Consider the following 20718-nt stretch of genomic DNA (forward strand, 5'->3'; position numbering starts at 1 on the left):
GGGCCAACCCCCCGCCCGAGGCTGACCCGGCATGGCGCCGGTCCCCAGGGCCGTCTTCGTCCACCGCCTCCCGCCGCTGCAGGAGCTGATCAACCGGCACGGCACCTACAACCAAGGCAGCTTCTTCCTGAAGAACCGCGGCCTGAGCGCGAAGAGCATGGTGACGCAAGCCGACGCCGTGCAGGACGCGTTGGCCGTGGCGGGCGCCGCCGTGCCGCCGCACTGGCGGCGCGGCACCGTGGAGCGCGGCGACCTGGATCGGTTCCTGTTCGACGAGCACGACGTCGTGGTCGTCGTCGGCCAGGACGGCCTGGTCGCCAACGCCGCCAAGTACCTCGACGGCCAGCCGGTCATCGGCGTACACGCCGACCCGGGCGGCGGCATGCTCCTCACCCCGCACCGGCCCGCGGACTGCGCACGGCTGTTCCGCGCGGTCGAGGCCGGCTCGGCACCGTGCGAATTGCGCACGATGGCGGAAGCGCGCACGGACGACGGCCGGACGCTGACCGCACTCAACGAGATCTACCTCGGCCACCCGACCCACCAGACCGCCCGCTACCGCCTCGACACGCCCGACGAACGCAGCGAACGGCAGGCGTCCTCGGGTCTGTTGGTCGGCACCGGCACCGGCGCGACCGGCTGGTGCGGCTCGGTGCAGCGCGACCGCCCCGGCGCTCCGGCGCTGCCCGGGCCGGCCGACGACCGGCTGTCCTGGTTCGTCCGCGAGGCGTGGGCTTCCCCGTCGACCGGGACCACGCTGACGCACGGCACCCTGGCCGCGGGAGGGCGGCTGTCGCTGGTCGTGGAGTCCGAGGGCCTGGTGGCGTTCGGCGACGGGATCGAAGCCGACCGCCTGACGCTGTCCTGGGGCGAACGCGTCGACCTGGGGGCGTCGGCACGACGGCTGCGCCTCGTCGTCTGACCCACGCGGGCTGCGTGATCCAAGCGACCTGGGTGATCCGTCCGATCCGCACGACCCGCACGACCCGCACGACCGTCCCCGCGCCGGGCAGCCGGCGCGGGGACAGGGTGCCGCGGCGCTAGAAGTTCAGGTTGCTGAGCAGGTTCGCGACGCTGTTCCCGCTCGACTGGATGCTCGGCGCGATTGTCGTGCCGGCGAGGTAGAAGCCCAGCAGCGCGCAGACGATCGCATGCCAGACCTTCATGCCGCCCTTCTTGATGAAGAGGAACACGATGACGCCGAGCAGGACGACGGTGGAGATGTTCAAAGCCATGGGGACGACTCCTCGAAGGGGCGCAGGAAGCGCAGGGGACGGCACGCTCACGCCGAAAGGGGGATGTGTGGCTTCAGTGCTTGTGGCACCACAACACCTTCGCTACCGAAAGTGTCTATAAAGTAGCAAAACGTTATCTTTCGGGACGATTCCGACGCACCGGGCGGCGGCGTGTCCGCCGAGATCACCCGGACGGCTCCCTCCGCGGCGCACCCGGAACCCGGCGCGACCCGGACCACCTCAACCGCCGCGACGGCACGCCCCCGGCAGGCAAAATCGACAGGCTGTCTGTCTTCCGCCCGGGGCAACCACATGGCATGCTCCCGACAACCGCGCCATGCCACGAGGCCCTGCCCGCCGGCCCCGCCGGCCGGGGCCACGCGCAACCGCACCTTTTCCGTCCATGAAAGGTCCTGGTACGCCGTGTCCCACCCCGCGCCCACCACCGCCGGCCTCGGCGAGATAGACATCTACTCCGCCGACGCGTACGAGGACGGCATCCCGCACGAGTCCTTCGCGACGCTGCGCCGCGAATCCCCCGTCCACCGCCACCCGGACCCCGAAGTCCCGGACGGCTTCTGGGCGGTGACCCGGCACGCGGACGTCGTCCAGGTGTCCCGCAACCCGGAGCTGTTCTCCTCCTACGAGCGCCTCTCGCTGCTCCAGGAGCCCGTCGGCGACTCGCTCGACACGCAGCGCATGATGATGCTCAACATGGACCCGCCGGAGCACTCGCGGCTGCGCAACATCGTCAACCGCGGCTTCACGCCCCGCACCACGCTGACCCTCGAAGGCAAGGTCGAGGCGGCGTGCGAGCGGATCGTCGACGCGGCGATCGAGCAGGGCGAGGGCGACTTCGTCACGATGTGCGCGGCGGAACTCCCGCTCGTGGTCATCGCGGACCTGATGGGCGTCCCGCAGGAGCACCGGCACCGGCTGTTCCACTGGTCGAACAAGCTCGTCGGCGCGGAAGACCCGGACATGGGCGAGGGCCCGGAGGCCGGCGCCGCCATCCAGATGGAGATGTTCCAGTACGCCGACCAGCTCGGCGCCGAGAAGCGCGCCTGCCCGGTCGACGACATCGTCTCCAAGCTCGTCCAACCGGACCGTGACGGCAACGAGTTGACGGCACTGGAGTTCGACCTCTTCTTCATGCTGCTGGCCGTCGCGGGCAACGAGACGACCCGCAACGCGATTTCCGGCGGCATGCTGACGCTGATCGAGCACCCGGACCAATGGGCCCGGCTCAAGGCCGACCCGGAGGGCCTCGCGGCCACCGCGGCGGACGAGATCGTGCGCTGGGTCTCCCCCGTCAACGCGTTCCGCCGCACCGCGGTCCAGGAGACCGAGCTGGGCGGGCAGAAGATCGCGGCGGGCGACAAGGTCATCGTGTTCTACAGCTCGGCGAACCGCGACGAGTCGGTGTTCGCCGACCCGTACACGTTCGACATCGGCCGCGACCCGAACCCGATGCTCGGCTTCGGCGGCGGCGGCCCGCACTTCTGCCTCGGCCGGCATCTCGCCAAGCTGGAGCTGGAGATCATGTTCCGGACCCTCGCGCAGAAGATCGACCGGGTCGAACTCACCGGCCCGGCACGGCGCATGCGGTCCAACTTCCTCAACGGCGTGAAGGACATGCCGGTGCGGATCGTCCCGGCCTGAGCCGCGGCACGCCCCGAGACCACGCGGAAAAACGCGGAACGGCGGAACCCCGGTGCGGGGTCCCGCCGTTCCGTACGTCGGTGGCCTGGCAGGCCTGGCAGGCTGGCAGACTCAGCCCAGGTTCGGGATCTGCCAGTCGATCTTCTCGTGCCCCATCTCCTCCAGCGCCGTGTTGATCTGCGAGAACGGCTTGCTGCCGAAGAACTTCTTCGCGGACAGCGGCGACGGGTGCGCGCCCTCGACTATCACGTGCCGCGAGGCGTCGATGAGCGCGGCCTTCTTGCGGGCGTGCGCACCCCACAGCACGAACACGACGGGCTTGTCGCGGTCGTTGACCGACTTGATGACCGCGTCGGTGAACTTCTCCCAGCCCTGGTTCTTGTGCGAGGCGGCCTCGTGCGCGCGCACCGTGAGGACGGTGTTGAGCAGCAGCACGCCCTGCTCGGCCCACGGCATGAGGTAGCCGTTGTCCGGCACGGTCAGCCCGAGGTCGGTGCCGAGTTCCTTGTAGATGTTGCGCAGCGACGGCGGGACCTTCACGCCGGGGCGCACCGAGAAGCACATGCCGTGCGCCTGGTTGTCGTCGTGGTACGGGTCCTGGCCGACCACGAGGACCTTCACGTCGTCGTAGGCCGTCGCCGCCAGGGCCGCGAAGACCTCGTCCTCGGGCGGGAACACCTGGTGTGCCGCGCGCTCGGCGTCGACGAACGCGGTGAGCGCGGCGTAGTAGTCCGCGGAAAGCTCTTCCGCGAGAACCGGACGCCACGACTCGGGCAACGTCTGCACAGCACAACCTCCACGACGACGGTACGGGCGAAACCCGCACAGGCGGATTCCGGTGAGCCCCAACGTAGTCGCCGCGGCCGACAAGCGCGGGGTCGGGCGGGAACTCGCGCTCCCGCCCGGGTCGGCACCGGGTCCGAAACGGTGCGAAAACGCCGCACCCGCACCGGCCTTGCGGCGGGTGCGGGCGCGGCGGCGTACCTGGCGAGCGGCCGGATCAGACCGTCTCGTCCGGCTTCTCGTCCGGCTTCTCTTCCGGCTTGTAGCAGAGCTTGAGGAGCAGCGCGGCGTTCGCGACACCGAGGCCGGCGGCGACCAGCGCGGGCTTCACGCCGGACGACTGGCGGCCGAAGAGCCGGTCGACCGAGTACTTGCCGTTGCCGAGGCCGGCCAGCGCGACGGCGGCACCGCCGACGACCGCGCAGTACTCCCAGCCGCCCTTGAAGACGAAGTAGCCCTTGCCGCGGTGGTCGGTACGCGCCGCCACGGACATCAGGCCGACGGTCGCCGCGGCCGGCAGCGGGTTCGCGATGCCGAGCGTGAGGCCGACGCCCGCGGCCATCTCGGTGCCGGCGGCCATCTTGGCGTGCACCTCGGCCGGCTTCAGGCCGAGCGCCTCGAACCAGCCGGTCGTGCCCTTGAGTCCGCCGGGGCCGGCGACCTTGTTGTAACCGTGTGCGAAGAGCATCGGACCGAGGGTGGCCCGCAGCACGAGGGCAGCAACGTCCTTGCCCGTGCCGTCTGCCGCCGCGGCCGCCTTCTTCTTGCCGAACATCGCCACCTACCTTTTCATCCGGGTTCTCCCGGATCGCACCGGCCTCGGACCGGTCCCGGGGAAAGCACCACGCGGACCCGCGGACCGACCGGATCTGACCCACCGTCACATTGCGTAGGCAACTTACCGGACGCGGCGCGAAAGCACCGTGGCGTGGGTCATTCCGGGGCCCGCGCGGTAACCCGCCCCGCGGCGTCCGCGTACACCAGCACCTCGGACCCGGCCCAGGCCAGCGCGGTCACCGGCGCCCCCGCGTACCAGCGCACCGACGGCGACGCCGCCCGCCGCACCGAGCCCGCACGCGCGTCCCACACCGCCACCGCCCCGTCGCCCCCGCCCGTCGCGATCACCGCGCCCCGGGCGGCGGGCCGCCACGCGGCGACGCCCAGGCCGATCGACGCCTCCAGGCGGCGCGGTTTCGGGCGCATCCGCCCGCCACGGGCCGCCAAGTCCCACACGGTGAGCCCGCCGTCGCTCTGCGCGGCCAGCCACTGCCCGGACCCGTCCAGTGCCAGGCCGTCGATGAGGGCCGGGCCGGGCGTCGGCAAGTCCTCGGACGTGCCGCCGACGCCGCGGATGAACACCCCGGGGCCGTCGCCCGCCGCGCACAGCCACGCCCCGTCGGTGCCGCCCGCCAGCACGCGCACCGGAGCCGGGTACGACCACGCGGCGACCCGGCCGCGGGCCGAGTACGCGTACACGTCGCCGCCGACCGCGGCGGCCACCGTGCGGCCGCGGTCGAACCACGCGAGGTCGTCCACCGGCACCGCGCCGTCGAGGGGGCGCCAGCGCTCCACCCCGGACGCGGCGTCGTAGACGACCACGGCGCCGCCGTACGCCACCGCGCACAGGTTGGCGTCCGCCCACGCGAACCGGGCCGGGGCGTCGGTGGCACGCATCAGCACCGCGCCGTCGGCCACCCGCCACAACGCGTACCCGCACGGCCCCGCGACCGCGGCCACCGCACCGTCCGGCGAGAACCCGACGCGGTGCGCGCCGCCCGGCAGCCACAGCTTGGCAATCGCCTGACCGGTCACGACATCGAGCAGATGCACGCCGCCGCGCGCACACGCAACCACGCACAGGCCACCGGAGACCGCCAATGCGGCGGGTACGTCGTCGACTTGCCGTTCCCATTCGGGTGCGGGCCGGGTGGCCCGAGTCGCCATGGCAGCCATCGCGGTCCTCTCCTCCGGCTACGGGCGCTCGCCCCCGGAGCGGCCTACCGCGCGGCCAAGCCTCCCGGCGCCGTGTTACGGGGAGGAAAATTTCCTCGCTCGGTTGGGTTTCCGGGACGACGGCCGGCGGACGGCGAACTCTCCTGCGGACACGCTCCCGTACTCCGCAAGTCATCCCACTCGACGCATACCGGAACGCCCGGATCCGGCTCATCGGCCGCGGCACCCCGCCCGGCCTCCCACCGGGCGCGCGCGGCTGCTAGGAAGGGGTCCGACACGTCGTCGGCCATCGACCGAAGAGCGAGGGCATGCAGGAGAACACGTCAGCGCGGACACTGCGCCGCGCCGCCGTCATAGCGATGATCGCGGGCGTCCTCGCGATCGCGGCACCGGTCGGCGTACGCGCCCTGCCCGGAGCGTCCGACGACCAGCCGGTCCTGGCCGACACGGGCGCGTCCGGCAACGAACCGCTGATCCTGACCGTGGGCGTCGCCATGCTCGCGGGCGGCGCGGTGGTGGTCGGCGCGGCGAAGTACCGCGCTTACCGCTTGGCCGGCGCGGAAGACGAAGACGAGGACTGGGACGAGGAGTTCGACGGCGAACTCGACGAGTTCGACAAGGACTCGGAGGACGCCGGGGACGCCGAGGACGCCGAGCCGGAGGGCGAGGAGCCGGAGGGCGAGGAGTCGGAGGGCGAGGAGTCGGGCACCGAGAGCCGACCGGAACCGGCGGCCGCGGGAAAGCCCGTGGCAGACGAGGCCGCCCCCGAGGCACCCGCGGCTGCGCCTACGTCCGCTTCCGGGCCCGCGCCCGCGCCCGCGCCCGCCAAGCCGACACCTCGGAAGCCGTCCGCATCACCGGAACACCCGGCCCCCGAGGGGGAGAAGGCCGCGACGGACTCCCCCGCGACACCGCCCGCGGACCCGGAGAAGCCGACCGGGTCGGCGAAGTAGCCGAACACCCGCCCCTGCGCGCCGAGAACAGCCCACCGTGCAGGGGCGCTTGCCGGGCGCCTTCGGACACCCACGGTCCCGCCAGGCATCAAGCCGTGTCGCGCCCCGACGCCCCCGCGACGTCACCAGCCGCCCCGCCTCACGGGCCGCTTTGCCCGGACCCCGAACGCGGCGAGGCCACCCGCCGGAGCGGACGCGCTCGGCTGTCGGATACCGCCCGCCTCCCCCGTCGCCGTTGCCCCTGGCAGGTCGTCTCTCACCCCCGCCGGCGCTCTACCGCCCCGCCTCCACCGTCGCCTCCGGGCGGGGCCAGGCGTTGCCCTGCATGTCTTCGATCGAGCGGTTCAGCCGCATGAGGACGTCGAACAGCTCCGCGCGGTCCTCGTCCGTCCAGCCCGTGAGCACGCGTTCCAGGCCGTGGTAGTAGCGCTCGCGGTCGGCGGCGAAGCGGCGGCGGCCTTCGTCGGTGGCGCGGAGCTTGCGGGCCAGGCCGCCGTCCGGGTCGGGGATGCGTTCCGCCAGCCCGCCGCGCAGCAGCGCGGCAACCTGGCGGTTGACGGTCGACGTGTCCAACTGGAACGCTTCCGCGAGCTGGCCGATCGACATCGGGCCCGCCGCCTCCAGGCGGCTGATCAGCAGGTACGCCGACCGCTCCAGCAGCGGCCCGTCGACGTGCCGGTTGACCATCACCTGATGCCGCGCCAGAAGCATGCACTCGCGCTCGATGCCGGCCAGCATGGCGTCCCGCTCGCCGTCCTCCGTCACGTCGCCTCCCGGCACGTCGCATCCCTCCGGTCTTCCGCGGCGGGCTGCCGAATCGGTTCGCCGGATCTCCGGCAACCCTGTCGCCCACCCTGTCGCCCCGCCAACGTCCGCGCACCGCGCGGGGTTCCGACCCCGGCCAGGGCCGCGCGGGCACGGAAAGCCTATTCCGACCCCCCGTTATATGCACGATACATATCATGTGTATCGTGCATACGGTACCGACCCAGCCTCGGAGGGCACCACATGACCGCAGCAGCACCCCCGGCGACGCGTGACCGCAGTCCCGGTCTGATCGTCGCCGTCCTCGCTTTCTGCGGCATCGTCGTCTCCCTGATGCAGACGCTCGTCGTCCCGCTCCTGACCGACCTTCCGAACCTCCTGCACACCTCCGCGTCGAACGCCGGGTGGGTGATCACCGCGACCCTGCTCTCCGGCGCCGTCTTCACCCCGGTCATGGGCCGACTCGGCGACATGTACGGCAAGCGCCGCATCCTCGCGCTCTGCCTCGCCCTCCTCACCCTCGGCTCCGCGATATGCGGCCTCAGCGACTCGCTCGTCCCGATGGTGATGGGGCGCATCCTGCAGGGCGCTTCCTTCGGCGTCATCGCCCTCGGCATGAGCCTGATGCGCGACGAACTCCCGCCCGCCCGCCTCGGCCCGTCCGTCGCGCTGATGAGCGCCACGCTCGGCATCGGCGGCGCGGTCGGCCTCCCGGTCGCCGCCGTCGTCGCCCAGAACGCCGACTGGCACATGCTCTTCTGGGGCGCCGCCGCACTCGGCGCGCTCGACATCGTGCTCGTACTGATGTTCGTGCCGGAGTCCCCGGTGCGCACCCCCGCCCGCTTCGACTTCCTCGGCACGCTCGGCCTGTCCGCGGGCCTCGTCGCGTTCCTCCTCGCGGTGTCCAAGGGCGCCGACTGGGGCTGGGGCAGCCCGACCACGCTCGGCATGTTCGCCGCCGCGCTGGTGATCCTGCCGCTCTGGGGCCTCGGCGAACTCCGCACGCGCGAACCGCTCGTCGACCTGCGCATCAGCGCCCGCCCGCAGGTGCTCTTCACGAACCTCGCGTCCGTCGTCATCGGCTTCGCGATGTACGCCCAGTCGCTGGTCTTCCCCCAGGTCCTCATGCTCCCCGAGGTCAGCGGGTACGGCCTCGGCAAGTCGATGGTCGTCACCGGCCTCGTCATGGCCCCCGCCGGCCTGGTGATGATGGTGGTCTCGCCGATGTCCGCCAAGCTCTCCGCGGCGAAGGGTCCGAAGGTCTCGCTGTTCGTCGGCGCCGTCGTCACCGCGGTCGGCTACCTGATCTCGCTCGTCATGCTCGACGCGGTGTGGAAGATCGTCATCGCCACCAGCGTCTCCGCGGCCGGCTGCGCCCTCGCCTACTCGGCGATGCCCGCGCTGATCATGCAGGCCGTCCCGATGCGCCAGACCGGCTCGGCCACCGGCCTCAACACCCTCATGCGCTCCATCGGCACGTCGTCGTCGGCCGCGGTCATCAGCATGATCCTCGCCAACATGACCTCCGACCTCGGCGGGCGTTCGATCCCGTCGCTGGGCGGCTTCAAGACCGCCCTGTGGGTCGGCTTCGCCGCCGCCGCGGCCGCCGCGCTGGTCAGCCTGCTGATCCCGGGGCGGAAGCCGGCGGGCGCCGAGGCGGACACCGCCCTGGCCTCCAGTACGCCGGTCGCCCCCGCCGCCGCGGAAGCTCCCGCCGGAACGACGGCGGCAACCGCGGCCGGAACCGCCGCCGCGAACTGAGCCGCCGCCCGGGCCGCGCAATGCGGCCCGGGCCCGCGCTCGCCGCGCCCCACCCGGACGGCACGCCGTACATCGTGACGCTGCACCGCGTCTGACTCTCGAACCGACGCCCCTTTCGGGAGCCCTCCCCCTCCGACATATAGCGAAAATATAGCGACCGACAATATTGCGCGATAGATTCGTGTCATGGCGCCACCACAAGGAACCGTGCGCGTAGCAGTCGTCGGCGGTGGACCGGGCGGACTGTACTTCGCCGTCCTGGCCAAGCAGCTGTCCCCGGACTGGGACATCACGGTCTGGGAACGCAACGCGCCCGACGACACGTTCGGCTTCGGCGTCGTGTTCTCCGACGAGACCCTCGACGGCATCGCCGACGCCGATCCGCGCGTGCACGCGGCCATGTCCGCGGAGTTCGCCCGCTGGACCGACATCGACATCCGCTACCGCGGCCGCACCCTCACCTCGGGCGGGCACGGCTTCGCCGCCCTCGGCCGCAAGCGGCTGCTCCGGATCCTCCGGGAACGCTGCGCCGAGCTGGACGTCGACGTGCGCTACCGCACCCCGGCCCCACCTGTCGACGAACTCTCCCCCGCCTACGACCTCGTCGTCGCCGCGGACGGCGTGCGCTCGGCAACCCGCGAGCAGTACGCCGACGTGTTCCGGCCCGACCTGGACGAGCGCAACTGCCGCTACATGTGGCTGGGGACCGACAAGGTCTTCGAGGCGTTCACCTTCATCGTCGCGGAAGGAGACTTCGGCGTCCTCCAGGTCCACGCGTACCCCTTCGACGCCGCACACAGCACGTTCATCGTCGAGATGGCCGAAGAGCCCTGGTACCGCGCGGGATTCGCCGACCTCGCCGCGCGCGACCTGCCCGTGGGGCGGAGCGACACGGCGAGCATCGACCGCTGCGCGGAGATCCTCGCCGAGCACCTGGACGGGCACCGGCTGCTGCCGAACAACTCCCGGTGGATCCGCTTCACCACCGTCCGCAACGCCACCTGGCGGCACGGCAACGTCGTCTTGCTCGGCGACGCCGCGCACACCGCGCACTTCTCCATCGGGTCGGGCACGAAGCTGGCCATGGAGGACGCCCTCGCCCTCGCGGCCTGCCTGCACGAGCACGCGGACATCGGCACCGCCCTCGCCGCCTACGAGGCCGAGCGGCGCCCGGTCGTCGAATCCACCCAGCGCGCCGCGCAGGCGAGCCTGGAGTGGTTCGAGAACATCGACCGGTATGCGGGCCGCCCGGCCGAACCGTTCGCGTTCAACCTGCTGACCCGCAGCCGCCGGGTGACCTACGACAACCTCCGGGCCCGCGACGCGGGCTTCGTCGGTGCGGTGGACCGCTGGTTCGGCGGGCGCGGGGACGGCTCCACGCCGCCGATGTTCCGGCCCTTCCGCATCGGCGGAGTCACGCTCTCGAACCGCGTGGTGGTGCCGCCGATCGCCACCTACTCCGCGGCGCGCGGTGTGCCCGGCGCGTTCGAAGCCGCCCATCTGGGCGCCCTCGCGCTCGGCGGCGCGGGGCTGGTCTTCGCCGGCATGACCGCCGTCACGCCCGAAGGGCGCGCGACCCCGCAGTGCCCGGGACTGTGGAACGACGAGCAGGAAGCCGCCTGGCGCCGCATCGTCGACACCGCCGCCGCGCAGACCGACGCGGTCCTCGGTATCCAGCTCACCCACGCGGGGCGCCGCGCCGCACGCACGGTCCCCGGCCCCGACGGCACCAGCAGCGCCCTGCGGGACCTCGGCGGCCCGACGGTCGCCGCCTCGCCGCTCCCGTGGGACGACACGAGCAGCACCCCGGGCGCAGCGACCCGCGCGGACCTCGACCGCATCCGCGACGCCTTCTCCTCCGCCGCCCACCGCGCCGACCGGGCCGGCTTCGACGCCCTCGAACTGCAATTCGGACACGGCCACTTCGTCTCCGGTTTCCTGTCGCCGCTCACCAACCGGCGCACCGACGCCTACGGCGGCTCACTGCCGCACCGCCTGCGCTACCCCCTCGAAGTGCTGCACGCGGTGCGCGCGGTCTGGCCTGCCGACAAGGCACTCGTGGTGCGGATCTCCGCATGCGACTGGGCCGACGGCGGGACGACCGAGGCCGACGCCGTCGCGATCTGCCGCGCGCTCGCCGCGGCCGGAGCCGACGCCGTGGACGTGTCCACCGGCGAAGTCGTGGCCGGAGAACGCCCCGCCTACGGCCGCAGCTATCAGACCCCCTTCGCCGACCTGATCCGCAACGCCTGCGGAATCCCGACCATCGCCGTCGGCGCGATCTCCACCTACGACGACGTCAACTCGATCCTGCTCGCGGGCCGCGCCGACCTGTGCGCGGTCGGGCGGGCCCACCTGTACGACCCGCTGTGGACGCTGCACGCCGCCGCGGAACAGGGGTACGCCGGACCCGGCGCCGTCTGGCCCGAAGCCTGGCGCCCGGGCAGCCGGAAGCCGCCCGGCGCCCGCACCGACCGGGTGCCGCCGCGGCTGCACCTGCTCCGCGACGCCGCCGGGGACGTCCCGGCGCGCTGGACACCGCAACCGCCCGTCCTGTCCGCCGCCTCGCGCGGGTGACCGCCGCCGCCCGACCGTGGACCGCCGAGGAGCCCGCATGCAGAACCTGATGGACCACCAGCGCGACGACCTGCCGCGCTTCACCGCCGCCGCCGTGCAGGCCGCGCCGGTCTTCCTCGACGCCGCCGCCACCGTCGACAAGGCCGTCGCCCTCGTCCACGAGGCCGCCGGGCGAGGCGCACGGCTCGTCGTCTTCCCCGAGGTATTCGTCCCCGGATACCCGTACTGGAACTGGACGATGAACCCCGTCCAGGGCTCGCCCTGGTTCGAGAGGCTCTACCGCTCCTCGGTCGACATCCCCGGCCCGCACATCGACCGGCTCAGCGCCGCGGCGCGCGCGACCGGCGCCGTGGTGGTCGTCGGGGTCAACGAACGCGGCGCGCACAGCGTCGGCGAGCTGTACAACACGATGGTCACCATCGGCGCGGACGGGACGGTCCTCGGCGTCCACCGCAAGCTCGTCCCGACGTGGGCCGAGAAGCTCACCTGGACCGGCGGCGACGCGAGTTCCCTGCGCGTCCACCCCACGCCCGTCGGCCCGCTCGGCGTGCTCGCATGCGGCGAGAACACCAACACCCTGGCCCGCTTCACCCTCCTGGCCCAAGGCGAACTCGTGCACGCGGCGAGCTATATCGCCCTCCCGGTGGCACCCGCCGACTACGACATGGCGGAGGCCATCGCCGTCCGCGCCGCCGCGCACTGCTTCGAAGGCAAGGTCTTCACCGTCGTCGCCTGCTCGACCATCTCCCCCGAGATCGTGGACGCGATCGCCGGGGACGACGACGCGGTCCGCAAGCAGCTCTCCCGCCCCCGCAGCGCGCTGTCCGGCATCTTCGGCCCGGACGGCCGCCCGGTCACCGAACCGCTCGTCGACGACGAGGGCATCGTCTACGCCGACATCGACCTCAACCGCTGCATCCAGCCCAAGCAGATGCACGACATCCTCGGCCACTACAACCGCTTCGACATCTTCAGCCTGCACGTCGACAACACGCCGCGCCGCCCGGTGACCTTCGCCGTCGACCCCGAAACCCACACCGCGGCAGCCGCCCCCGCCGGGGACGGCGCCGGCGCAGAGGAGGAGTCATGACACCGCGGGGAACCCGTCAGGACGACACCATGCTCGGCCGCGCACGCGTGTCCGGCACCCCGGAGTTGGAGGCCTACTACGCCGAACTCGCCGACCGCGGGGCAGGCGCGCTGTGGACCGTCGCCAACAAGATCGAGCCGTGGTACCCGCAGCCGCAGTCGGCCCCCGTGCTCTGGCGCTACGCCGAACTGCGCCCGCTGGTCCGCAAAGCCCTCGACCTGGTCTCCGCCGACGACGCAGGCCGCCGTGTCGTCATGCTGGTCAACCCCGGTCGCCGCGACGTCAGCGCCGCCGTGGGACTGCTCTACACCGGCCTGCAGATCATGGGCCCGGGAGAGTCGATGACCGCCCACCGGCACCAGGCCGCGGCACTCCGGTTCGTCCACGAAGGCACCGGCGCCTGGACCATCGTCGACGGCGAGAAACTCCGCGTCGGCCCCGGCGACTTCGCCATCACCCCCAACGGCACGTGGCACGAGCACGGCAACGAAGGCGACGACGGGCCGGTCATCTGGCAGGACGGCCTCGACATCCCCCTGGTCAACGCGCTCGACGCCGGCTTCTACGAAGTACACCCCGACCTGCACCAGCAGCCCGGCAAGGTCGTCAACGCATCCGTGGCCACGTACGGCGGCAACCTGCTGCCGTACGGCGCGGAGAAGTGGACGCGGCCGTACTCGCCGCTGCTCGCCTGGCCGTGGGAAGCCACCTACGCGGCCCTGCGCGGCCTCGCCGACGCGGCCGAGGGCTCCCCGTACGACGGTGTGATCGCGGAGTACACCAACCCCGTCACGGGCGGCCCGGTCATGCCCACCATGGGCGCCCGGATGCAGTTGCTCCGCCCCGGACAGGCCACGCGCGCCCACCGCCACACCGGCTCGGTCGTCTACACCGTCGCGAAGGGCCGGGGCGTCTCGGTCGTCGCGGGACAGCGCTTCCCGTGGAGCAAGGGCGACATTTTCGTCGTCCCGTCCTGGGCGTGGCACGAGCACGCCAACCTCGACGACGCGGACGACGCCTGCCTGTTCTCCTTCGACGACTTCCCCGTCATGCGCTCCCTGGGCTTCTGGCGGGAAGAGGCTTACGCCGACGACCACGGACACCAACCGACCCTCTGACCGGCCCGACCAAGGACCCCCCATGCGACTGATCACGTACACCCTCGGCACCGGTGCGCCGCGGTTCGGTGCCGTGGCCGGCGACCGCGTCGTCGATGTCGCGGCCCTGGCCGCCGCCCACGGCGCGGACGTGCCCCCCGACCTGCTGTCCGTCGTCCAGGCCGGGCCCGACGCCTGGGACCGGCTGCGGACTCTGCTGGCCTCGGCCTCACCGTCCGACGCGGCCCACGCCCTCGCGGACGTCGGCCTGCGTGCCCCGCTCCGTCCCGGCAAGGTCGTCGGCATCGGCCTCAACTACGTCGAGCACGTCGAGGAATCCAGCCGCAGCCTCGACACCGCCAAGGAACTGCCGGACCGGCCGGTCCTGTTCGGGAAGCCCGCCACCGCCGTCACCGGCCACGGGCAGCCGATCCTGCACAACGGCGACCTGACCCGGCAGCTCGACTGGGAATGCGAACTTGCCGTCGTCATCGGCCGCACGGCGTTCCGGGTCGCCGAAGAAGACGCGTGGGACCACATTTTCGGCTACTCGATCATGAACGACATCAGTGCCCGCGACCAGCGCCGCTCGGGCCAGTGGTTCTTCTCCAAGGGCCAGGACTCCTACTGCCCCTTCGGTCCCGCCGTCGTCACCACCGACGAGATCGCCGACCCGCTCGACCTCGACGTGTCGCTGCGCGTCAACGGCGAGACCAAGCAGAAGTCCAACACCCGCCACATGCTGTTCCGGATCCCGCGCCTGATCGCGGACATCACCTCCGGCATGACCCTCGAACCGGGCGACGTCATCTCGACCGGGTCGCCGTCCGGCGTCGGCGCGGGCATGGTGCCGCCGCAATTCCTATGGCCCGGAGACCTGGTCGAGGCGACCGTCGAGGGCATCGGCACGCTCGCCAACCCCGTCGTCGACGCCCGCTGAGGGGTCGGAGCCCGCCATGCCGGGCACACCCCGCACCTACCGGGTGCGTACGCCGGCTCTCCCCCGGCCGTGCCGGGAGCGAACGGTTGGGCGGCCCGCGGGCCGGTAGGATCGCCGCCGCACACGTCCTGGAGGCGATCATGGCCGAGAGCGCGACCACCCGACCCAGCTCACTCATCAACACCATCTACGGCGGGTTCGTCAGGCCGTGCGGCGGGTGGGTCTCGATCGCCGACCTGATCACCTTGATGGCGGAACTCGACGTCGACGCGCCGGCGGTGCGGTCGGCCATCGCCCGCCTGAAGAAGCGCGGCACGCTCGTCGGGGAGCGGCGGACCGGCACCGGCTACCGCCTGAGCCCGGCGATGGGCCCGGTCTTCGACGAAGGCGACCGGCGCATCTTCGGCAACCTCGACCCGGCCCGGCTCGAGGACGGCTGGGTCGTCGCGGTCTTCTCGGTCCCCGAGAGCGAGCGGGCGCACCGCCACCAGCTGCGCTCGCGGCTGACATGGCTGGGCTTCGGCAAGGTGTCGCCCGGGGTGTGGGTCGCCCCGGGCCGCCTCCTCGACGGCACCCGCGCGACCCTGGAGCGGGTCGGCCTGAGCGACTACGTCCACCTCTTCGCCGGCGACTACGCCGCGTTCGCCGACCTGCCCGCCGCGGTCAGCGCGTGGTGGGACTTCCCGGCGATCGAAGAACAGTACGCGGCCTTCACCGCCCGCTACGGGCCCATGGCCGAGTCGCTGCGCGCCGCCGAGGAGGCCGAGCCGGACCGGGCGTTCCGCGACTACGTGCCGATGCTGACCGAGTGGCGGCGGCTGCCGTACCTCGACCCGGGCCTGCCCACCGAGCTGCTGCCGGACGACTGGAACGCGGTCGAGGCCCGGCGGGTGTTCACGGAGCTGCACGAACGCCTCGCCCAGCCGAGCCTCCGGCACGTGCAGAAGGTCACCGGGCTGATCGAGACCGGGACGGAGAGCGGGACCGGAACGGAGAGCGAGACGGACACCGGGGCCTGAGCCTGTGCGTGTGCCGCGCTCAGGCCTGCGGCTCCGCCCGGTTCTCCAGGTCGACGCGCCTCACGGCACGGATCGCCGCCTTGCCGGCCTCACCCCGGCACCATCAGCCGCTCCCGCAGCGACGCCAGCGTCCGGGCCAGCAGCCGCGACACGTGCATCTGCGAGATCCCGACCCGCTCCCCGATCTGGGCCTGGGTCAGGTTGCCGTAGAAGCGCATCACCAGGATCGCCCGCTCACGCCCGGGCAGCTCGGCGAGCAGCGGCCGCAGAGCCTCGCGGTACTCCACCAGGTCCAGCTCGTGGTCCTCGGCCCCGAGGCGGTCGCCCACCGTCTCCTGGCCTTCGGCGTCGCCGTAGGCCGTCTCGTCCAGGGAGGTCGCGGTGTAGACCGTGCACGCGTCGAGGCCTTCGACCACCTCCTCCTCGGTGATCCCGATCCGTTCGGCGAGTTCCCGCGGGGTCGGGGTGCGGCCGAGGGTCGCGGTCAGTTCGTCGGTGGCGCGGAGCAGTTCGGTGCGGAGTTCGCGGAGGCGCCGCGGCACCCGGACCGACCACGACGTATCGCGGAAGAAACGTTTGATCTCGCCGATGATCGTCGGCATGGCATAGGCCATGAAGCTGCTGCCGCGGTCGGCTTCGTAGCGGTCGATGGCCTTGATCAGGCCGATCGTGCCGACCTGGACGATGTCCTCGACGGGTTCGCCGCGCCGCCGGTAGCGGCCCGCGGCGTGCCGGACCATCGGCAGGTTGAGTTCGACCAGCAGGCCGCGCACGTAGCTGTGCTGGGCGGTGCCCGGCTCCAGCCGGGCCAGCCGGGCGAGCAAAGCGTCGCCGGCCTCCCGGGCGAGCGGGGTGGGCAGGTGGTGGAGCAGTTGCGGATAAGCGAGCAGTTCGTCGACGTTGACGCCCGGCTCGGCGGCCGGCTCGTCGGCGAGGTCGCCGGGCGGCAGCTCGGCGAGGTCGTCGGCCAGGCCCTCGGACGGTTCGCCCGCGGGCGTTCCGGCGAGTTCTTCGGCCAGGTCGTCGGCGAGGTCGTCGGCAAGCGCGCGGGGGTCGGCACCAGCGGGCACGCTCGTGGGCTCGGCCTTCGCGAGCCGGGGGCGCTGGCCCCGGGTCACGGCGGCGTCGTCGAGGCGCACAGCCATACAAGGTCTCCCAAACCGGACGGACATATACCGAAACCCCGAGCGGACCCGAGTCTGTGACGTCGGACACGCAAGAGCAAGAGCCCCGAAGAGTTACGGAAGCCACCAAAACACCACAAAAACGGATGCTACCGGTGAAAACGCGCCCACGGCGGGTCCGAAAAGCTACAAAAAATCCGATGAGACGCCCCCCGATCGGCGCAACGAAAACGCCGCGCGGGGACGTCCGGCCCACGGAGTCGGACGACTCCGGGACCCGACGTCCCCGCGCGGCGCTGGGTCTCACACCCGGCGGGCACGCAGCCGGGCGACCGCGGACGGGCTAGCCGACGACCACCAGCAGGTCGCCCGCCTCGACCGACGCGACCGTGTCGATCGCGAGGCGCTGCACCGTCCCCGCCGCCGACGCGGTGATCGACGCCTCCATCTTCATCGCCTCGATGGTGGCCACCGTCTGCCCGGCGTCGACCGCGTCGCCGACGCCCACCTGGAGGGTGACGACGCCGCTGAACGGCGCGGCGACGTGGTTCGGGTTGTCCGGGTTGGCGCGCTCGCTTTCCGGGCGGGCCGGCTTGACCGACCGGTCGCGGACCGACAGCACGCGCGGCTGGCCGTTCATCCGGCAGTACACGGTGCGGTAGCCGCGCTCGTCGGCCTCGCCGATCGCCTCCACCGCGAGGTAGAGCGCGACGCCCGGGGACAGCTCGACGGTCAGTTCCTCGCCCGGCTTGAGGCCGTGCAGGAACGCCTGGGTCGGCACCACCGACACGTCGCCGTACAGGCGGCGGGCTTCCTCGAAGTCGCGCGCCGGGCCCGGGAAGAGCAGCCGGTTGAGCGTCCCGCGCAGGTCGTCGCCGTCGAGGGCGGCGTCCTGCTCGGGGGTCAGCGCGACGGTGCGCGGCGCGGTGGTGTTGCGGCCGGCCAGCGCGCGGGTGCGGAACGGCTCGGGCCAGCCGCCGGGCGGCGTGCCGAGTTCGCCCTGCAGGAAGCCGATGACGCTGTCCGGGATGTCGAACGCCGCCGGGTCGTCCTCGAACTTGGCCGGGTCCGCACCGACCGCGCTCAGGTGCAGCGCCAGGTCGCCGACGACCTTGGACGACGGGGTGACCTTGACGATGTTGCCGAGGATCCGGTTGGACGCCGCGTAGGCGTCCTCGATCTGCTCGAACTTGTGGCCGAGGCCGAGCGCGATCGCCTGCTGGCGCAGGTTGGACAGCTGGCCGCCGGGGATCTCGTGGCGGTACACGCGGCCGGTCGGCGCGGGCAGGCCGGACTCGAACGGCGCGTACACCTCGCGCACCGCGGCCCAGTACGGCTCCAGGTCGCACAGCGCGTCCAGCGACAGCCCGGTGGCCCGCGGCGTGTGGTCGGTCGCGGCGACGATCGCGGACAGCGGCGGCTGGCTGGTGGTGCCCGCCAGCGCGGCCGACGCGCCGTCGATCGCGTCGACGCCCGCCTCGATCGCGGCCAGGTAGGTGGCCAGCTGGCCGCCCGCGGTGTCGTGCGTGTGCAGGTGGACCGGCAGGTCGAACCGCTCGCGCAGGGCGGACACCAGGGTCCGGGCGGCGGGCGCGCGGAGCAGGCCGGCCATGTCCTTGATGCACAGCACGTGCACGCCGGCCTCGACGAGCTGCTCGGCGAGCCGCAGGTAGTAGTCGAGCGTGTAGAGCCGCTCGCCCGGGTTCGCGAGGTCGCCGGTGTAGCAGAGCGTGCCTTCGGCGATGGCGTGCGTGCCGAGGGTCGCTTCGATCGCGGGGCGCATGGCTTCGATGTCGTTGAGCGCGTCGAAGATGCGGAAGATGTCGATGCCGGTGGCGGCGGCCTCTTCGACGAACTTCGCGCACACCTTGTCCGGGTACGGCGTGTACCCGACGGTGTTGCGGCCGCGGAGCAGCATCTGGATGTTGAGGTTCGGCATGGCCGTGCGCAGCGTGCCGAGCCGCTCCCACGGGTCCTCGGTGAGGAAGCGCAACGCGACGTCGTACGTCGCGCCGCCCCACGCCTCGACGCTCAGCAACTCCGGCGTCAGCCGCGCGACATGCGGGGCCGCGGCGGCCAAGTCGAAGGTGCGCACACGTGTCGCGAGGAGCGACTGGTGCGCGTCGCGGAACGTGGTGTCGGTGACGGCGAGCGCCTCCTGGGCGCGCAGCGCGTCGGCGAAGCCCTTGGCGCCGAGTTCGAGCAGCCGCTGCCGGCTCCCGGACGGGGCATCCCCAGCCGGGAGTTCCGGCAGCTTGGTGCGCGGGGCGGCGAGCGCGGGCGCGGGCCCGTGCGGCCGGTTGACGGTGACGTCGGCGAGGTAGGCGAGCAGGCGGGTGCCGCGGTCCGCGCCGGCGCGGGCGCGCAGCAGGTCGGGGCGGTCCTCGATGAACGAGGTCGTGACCTTGCCGTCGCGGAACTCCGGGTCGTCGAGGACGGCTTGGAGGAACGGGATGTTGGTGGCCACGCCGCGGATGCGGAACTCGGCCACCGCGCGCCGCGCGCGGGCGACGGCGTCGCCGAAGGTGCGGCCCCGGCAGGTCAGCTTGACCAGCATCGAGTCGAAGTACGGCAGGACTTCGGCGCCGGTGAAGGTGCCGCCGTCGAGCCGCACGCCCGCGCCGCCCGGCGAGCGGTACGCGGAGACCGTGCCGGTGTCCGGCCGGAACTCGAGCGACGGGTCCTCGGTGGTGATGCGGCACTGCAGCGCGGCGCCCTGCACCCGGATGTTCTCCTGGGCGAGCCCGAGGTCGGCGAACGTGGCGCCGGACGCGATGCGCAGCTGGGACTGCACGAGGTCGATGCCGGTGACCTCTTCGGTGACCGTGTGCTCGACCTGGATGCGCGGGTTCATCTCGATGAACACGTAGCGGCCGCGCTCGTCGAGGAGGAACTCCACGGTGCCCGCGTTGCGGTAGCCGATGGTCTCGGCGAAGCGGACGGCGTCGGCGCAGATGCGGGCGCGCAGCTCGGGGTCGAGGTGCGGTGCCGGGGCGATCTCGACGACCTTCTGGTGGCGGCGCTGCACGGAGCAGTCCCGCTCGTACAGGTGCACGACGTTGCCGTCGGCGTCGGCGAGGACCTGCACCTCGATGTGCCGCGGGCGGACGACGGCCTCTTCCAGGAAGACCGTCGGGTCGCCGAACGCGGTCTGCGCTTCGCGCATCGCGGTCTCGACGGCGGCGCGCAGGTCGTCGCGGCGGTCGACCCGGCGCAGGCCGCGGCCGCCGCCGCCGGCCGCGGCCTTGACGAAGATCGGGAAGCCGATCTCGTCGGCGGCGGCGAGCAGCGCCTCGATGTCGTCCTGCGGGTCCGCCGTGCGGAGCGTCGGCAGGCCGGCGCTCTTCGCGGCTTCCAGCGCCCGCACCTTGTTGCCGGCGAGCGACAGCACGTCGGCGTTGGGGCCGACGAAGGTGATGCCGTTGGCCTCGCAGGCTTCCGCGAGCAGCGGGTTCTCGGAGAGGAACCCGTAGCCCGGGTAAATCGCATCGGCTCCGCACGCGATGGCGGCGTTGACGATGGTGTCCACATCCAGGTACGCGCGGAGCGGGTGGCCGCGCTCGCCGATCTCGTAGCTTTCGTCGGCTTTCTGGCGGTGCAGGGAGTGGCGGTCCTCGTATGCGTAGACAGCCACCGTGGCGATGTCCAGCTCGGTTGCGGCACGCAGCGCTCGCACGGCGATTTCGCCGCGGTTGGCCACCAGCAACTTGCGGATCACGTGCTACCTACCCTCCTTGCCCGGTCGCCCGGGGATTCCGG

General features: G+C 72.4%; 16 protein-coding genes. 9 read left to right on the top strand and 7 right to left on the bottom strand.

From position 1 onward, the window contains the following. The first annotated feature begins 31 nt into the window (after window positions 1-31). Complete coding sequence (locus ACPA54_RS03825) at window positions 32-922, top strand: NAD(+)/NADH kinase (RefSeq protein WP_423526709.1); 891 nt, start codon at window positions 32-34, stop codon at window positions 920-922. Window positions 923-1040: 118 nt separating this feature from the next. On the opposite strand, the gene ACPA54_RS03830 is transcribed toward ACPA54_RS03825, so the two are convergent. Continuing rightward, on the bottom strand, window positions 1041-1235 hold the full coding sequence (locus tag ACPA54_RS03830) for a DUF2304 domain-containing protein (RefSeq protein WP_423526711.1): 195 nt from the start codon (window positions 1233-1235) through the stop codon (window positions 1041-1043). Between the two features lie 423 nt (window positions 1236-1658). Here ACPA54_RS03830 and ACPA54_RS03835 point away from each other — a divergent pair, with 423 nt between their 5' ends. Beyond that, window positions 1659-2897, top strand: a complete 1239-nt coding sequence (locus tag ACPA54_RS03835) for a cytochrome P450 (RefSeq protein ID WP_345677258.1) — start codon at window positions 1659-1661, stop codon at window positions 2895-2897. A gap of 111 nt (window positions 2898-3008) precedes the next feature. Here the strand turns inward: ACPA54_RS03835 and ACPA54_RS03840 are convergent, their stop codons facing one another. From ACPA54_RS03840 to ACPA54_RS03850, 3 genes are all read right to left on the bottom strand, one after another. Next, window positions 3009-3683 (bottom strand): uracil-DNA glycosylase, encoded by a 675-nt coding sequence (locus ACPA54_RS03840; protein ID WP_345677259.1) that lies wholly within the window; start codon window positions 3681-3683, stop codon window positions 3009-3011. Window positions 3684-3897: 214 nt separating this feature from the next. Beyond that, on the bottom strand, window positions 3898-4455 hold the full coding sequence (locus ACPA54_RS03845) for a DoxX family protein (protein WP_423526714.1): 558 nt from the start codon (window positions 4453-4455) through the stop codon (window positions 3898-3900). 158 nt (window positions 4456-4613) lie between these two features. Beyond that, window positions 4614-5633 carry a WD40 repeat domain-containing protein gene (locus tag ACPA54_RS03850; RefSeq protein ID WP_423526716.1) on the bottom strand — a complete coding sequence of 340 codons (1020 nt, stop codon included), beginning with the start codon at window positions 5631-5633 and terminating at the stop codon, window positions 4614-4616. Window positions 5634-5941: 308 nt separating this feature from the next. Here ACPA54_RS03850 and ACPA54_RS03855 point away from each other — a divergent pair, with 308 nt between their 5' ends. After that, a complete protein-coding gene (locus ACPA54_RS03855) occupies window positions 5942-6586 on the top strand; it encodes a hypothetical protein (RefSeq protein WP_423526718.1) in 645 nt (214 codons plus the stop codon). A 273-nt stretch (window positions 6587-6859) separates the two neighbouring features. On the opposite strand, the gene ACPA54_RS03860 is transcribed toward ACPA54_RS03855, so the two are convergent. Then, complete coding sequence (locus ACPA54_RS03860; RefSeq protein ID WP_423526888.1) at window positions 6860-7324, bottom strand: MarR family winged helix-turn-helix transcriptional regulator; 465 nt, start codon at window positions 7322-7324, stop codon at window positions 6860-6862. Between the two features lie 270 nt (window positions 7325-7594). Here ACPA54_RS03860 and ACPA54_RS03865 point away from each other — a divergent pair, with 270 nt between their 5' ends. The 6 genes from ACPA54_RS03865 to ACPA54_RS03890 all read left to right on the top strand — a co-directional run bounded on the left by ACPA54_RS03865 (window position 7595) and on the right by ACPA54_RS03890 (window position 15835). Beyond that, window positions 7595-9112, top strand: coding sequence for an MFS transporter (locus ACPA54_RS03865; RefSeq protein ID WP_423526719.1), 1518 nt, complete (start codon window positions 7595-7597; stop codon window positions 9110-9112). Window positions 9113-9298: 186 nt separating this feature from the next. Continuing rightward, window positions 9299-11689 (top strand): oxidoreductase, encoded by a 2391-nt coding sequence (locus ACPA54_RS03870; protein ID WP_423526721.1) that lies wholly within the window; start codon window positions 9299-9301, stop codon window positions 11687-11689. Between the two features lie 37 nt (window positions 11690-11726). Further along, the gene (locus ACPA54_RS03875) at window positions 11727-12779 is read left to right on the top strand and encodes a carbon-nitrogen hydrolase family protein (protein ID WP_423526723.1); all 1053 of its coding nucleotides are present in this window, start codon (window positions 11727-11729) and stop codon (window positions 12777-12779) included. Then, window positions 12776-13897 (top strand): cupin domain-containing protein, encoded by a 1122-nt coding sequence (locus ACPA54_RS03880; RefSeq protein WP_423526725.1) that lies wholly within the window; start codon window positions 12776-12778, stop codon window positions 13895-13897. The genes ACPA54_RS03875 and ACPA54_RS03880 overlap by 4 nt, the downstream gene beginning before the upstream one ends. Before the next feature lie 22 nt (window positions 13898-13919). Further along, window positions 13920-14816 carry a fumarylacetoacetate hydrolase family protein gene (locus tag ACPA54_RS03885; RefSeq protein ID WP_423526727.1) on the top strand — a complete coding sequence of 299 codons (897 nt, stop codon included), beginning with the start codon at window positions 13920-13922 and terminating at the stop codon, window positions 14814-14816. Window positions 14817-14956: 140 nt separating this feature from the next. Further along, window positions 14957-15835, top strand: coding sequence for a PaaX family transcriptional regulator (locus ACPA54_RS03890; protein ID WP_423526728.1), 879 nt, complete (start codon window positions 14957-14959; stop codon window positions 15833-15835). A gap of 89 nt (window positions 15836-15924) precedes the next feature. Here ACPA54_RS03890 and ACPA54_RS03895 read toward each other — a convergent pair whose 3' ends face one another. Together ACPA54_RS03895 and ACPA54_RS03900 are read right to left on the bottom strand one after the other, a co-directional pair. Beyond that, the gene (locus tag ACPA54_RS03895) at window positions 15925-16980 is read right to left on the bottom strand and encodes an RNA polymerase sigma factor SigF (RefSeq protein ID WP_423526729.1); all 1056 of its coding nucleotides are present in this window, start codon (window positions 16978-16980) and stop codon (window positions 15925-15927) included. A 322-nt stretch (window positions 16981-17302) separates the two neighbouring features. Beyond that, on the bottom strand, window positions 17303-20677 hold the full coding sequence (locus ACPA54_RS03900; protein WP_423526731.1) for a pyruvate carboxylase: 3375 nt from the start codon (window positions 20675-20677) through the stop codon (window positions 17303-17305). Window positions 20678-20718 lie beyond the last annotated feature (41 nt).

The sequence above is a fragment of the Uniformispora flossi genome (assembly GCF_049534875.1).
Lineage (GTDB): Bacteria > Actinomycetota > Actinomycetes > Streptomycetales > Streptomycetaceae > Yinghuangia > Yinghuangia aomiensis.

Coding starts and splice junctions, on each gene's coding strand:
- ACPA54_RS03845 (WP_423526714.1), bottom strand. CDS start 4,455: ATGTTCGGCAAGAAGAAGGCGGCCGCGGCGGCAGACGGCACGGGCAAG.
- ACPA54_RS03890 (WP_423526728.1), top strand. CDS start 14,957: ATGGCCGAGAGCGCGACCACCCGACCCAGCTCACTCATCAACACCATC.
- ACPA54_RS03865 (WP_423526719.1), top strand. CDS start 7,595: ATGACCGCAGCAGCACCCCCGGCGACGCGTGACCGCAGTCCCGGTCTG.
- ACPA54_RS03860 (WP_423526888.1), bottom strand. CDS start 7,324: ATGCTGGCCGGCATCGAGCGCGAGTGCATGCTTCTGGCGCGGCATCAG.
- ACPA54_RS03870 (WP_423526721.1), top strand. CDS start 9,299: ATGGCGCCACCACAAGGAACCGTGCGCGTAGCAGTCGTCGGCGGTGGA.
- ACPA54_RS03895 (WP_423526729.1), bottom strand. CDS start 16,980: ATGGCTGTGCGCCTCGACGACGCCGCCGTGACCCGGGGCCAGCGCCCC.
- ACPA54_RS03830 (WP_423526711.1), bottom strand. CDS start 1,235: ATGGCTTTGAACATCTCCACCGTCGTCCTGCTCGGCGTCATCGTGTTC.
- ACPA54_RS03875 (WP_423526723.1), top strand. CDS start 11,727: ATGCAGAACCTGATGGACCACCAGCGCGACGACCTGCCGCGCTTCACC.
- ACPA54_RS03825 (WP_423526709.1), top strand. CDS start 32: ATGGCGCCGGTCCCCAGGGCCGTCTTCGTCCACCGCCTCCCGCCGCTG.
- ACPA54_RS03885 (WP_423526727.1), top strand. CDS start 13,920: ATGCGACTGATCACGTACACCCTCGGCACCGGTGCGCCGCGGTTCGGT.
- ACPA54_RS03850 (WP_423526716.1), bottom strand. CDS start 5,633: ATGGCTGCCATGGCGACTCGGGCCACCCGGCCCGCACCCGAATGGGAA.
- ACPA54_RS03855 (WP_423526718.1), top strand. CDS start 5,942: ATGCAGGAGAACACGTCAGCGCGGACACTGCGCCGCGCCGCCGTCATA.
- ACPA54_RS03880 (WP_423526725.1), top strand. CDS start 12,776: ATGACACCGCGGGGAACCCGTCAGGACGACACCATGCTCGGCCGCGCA.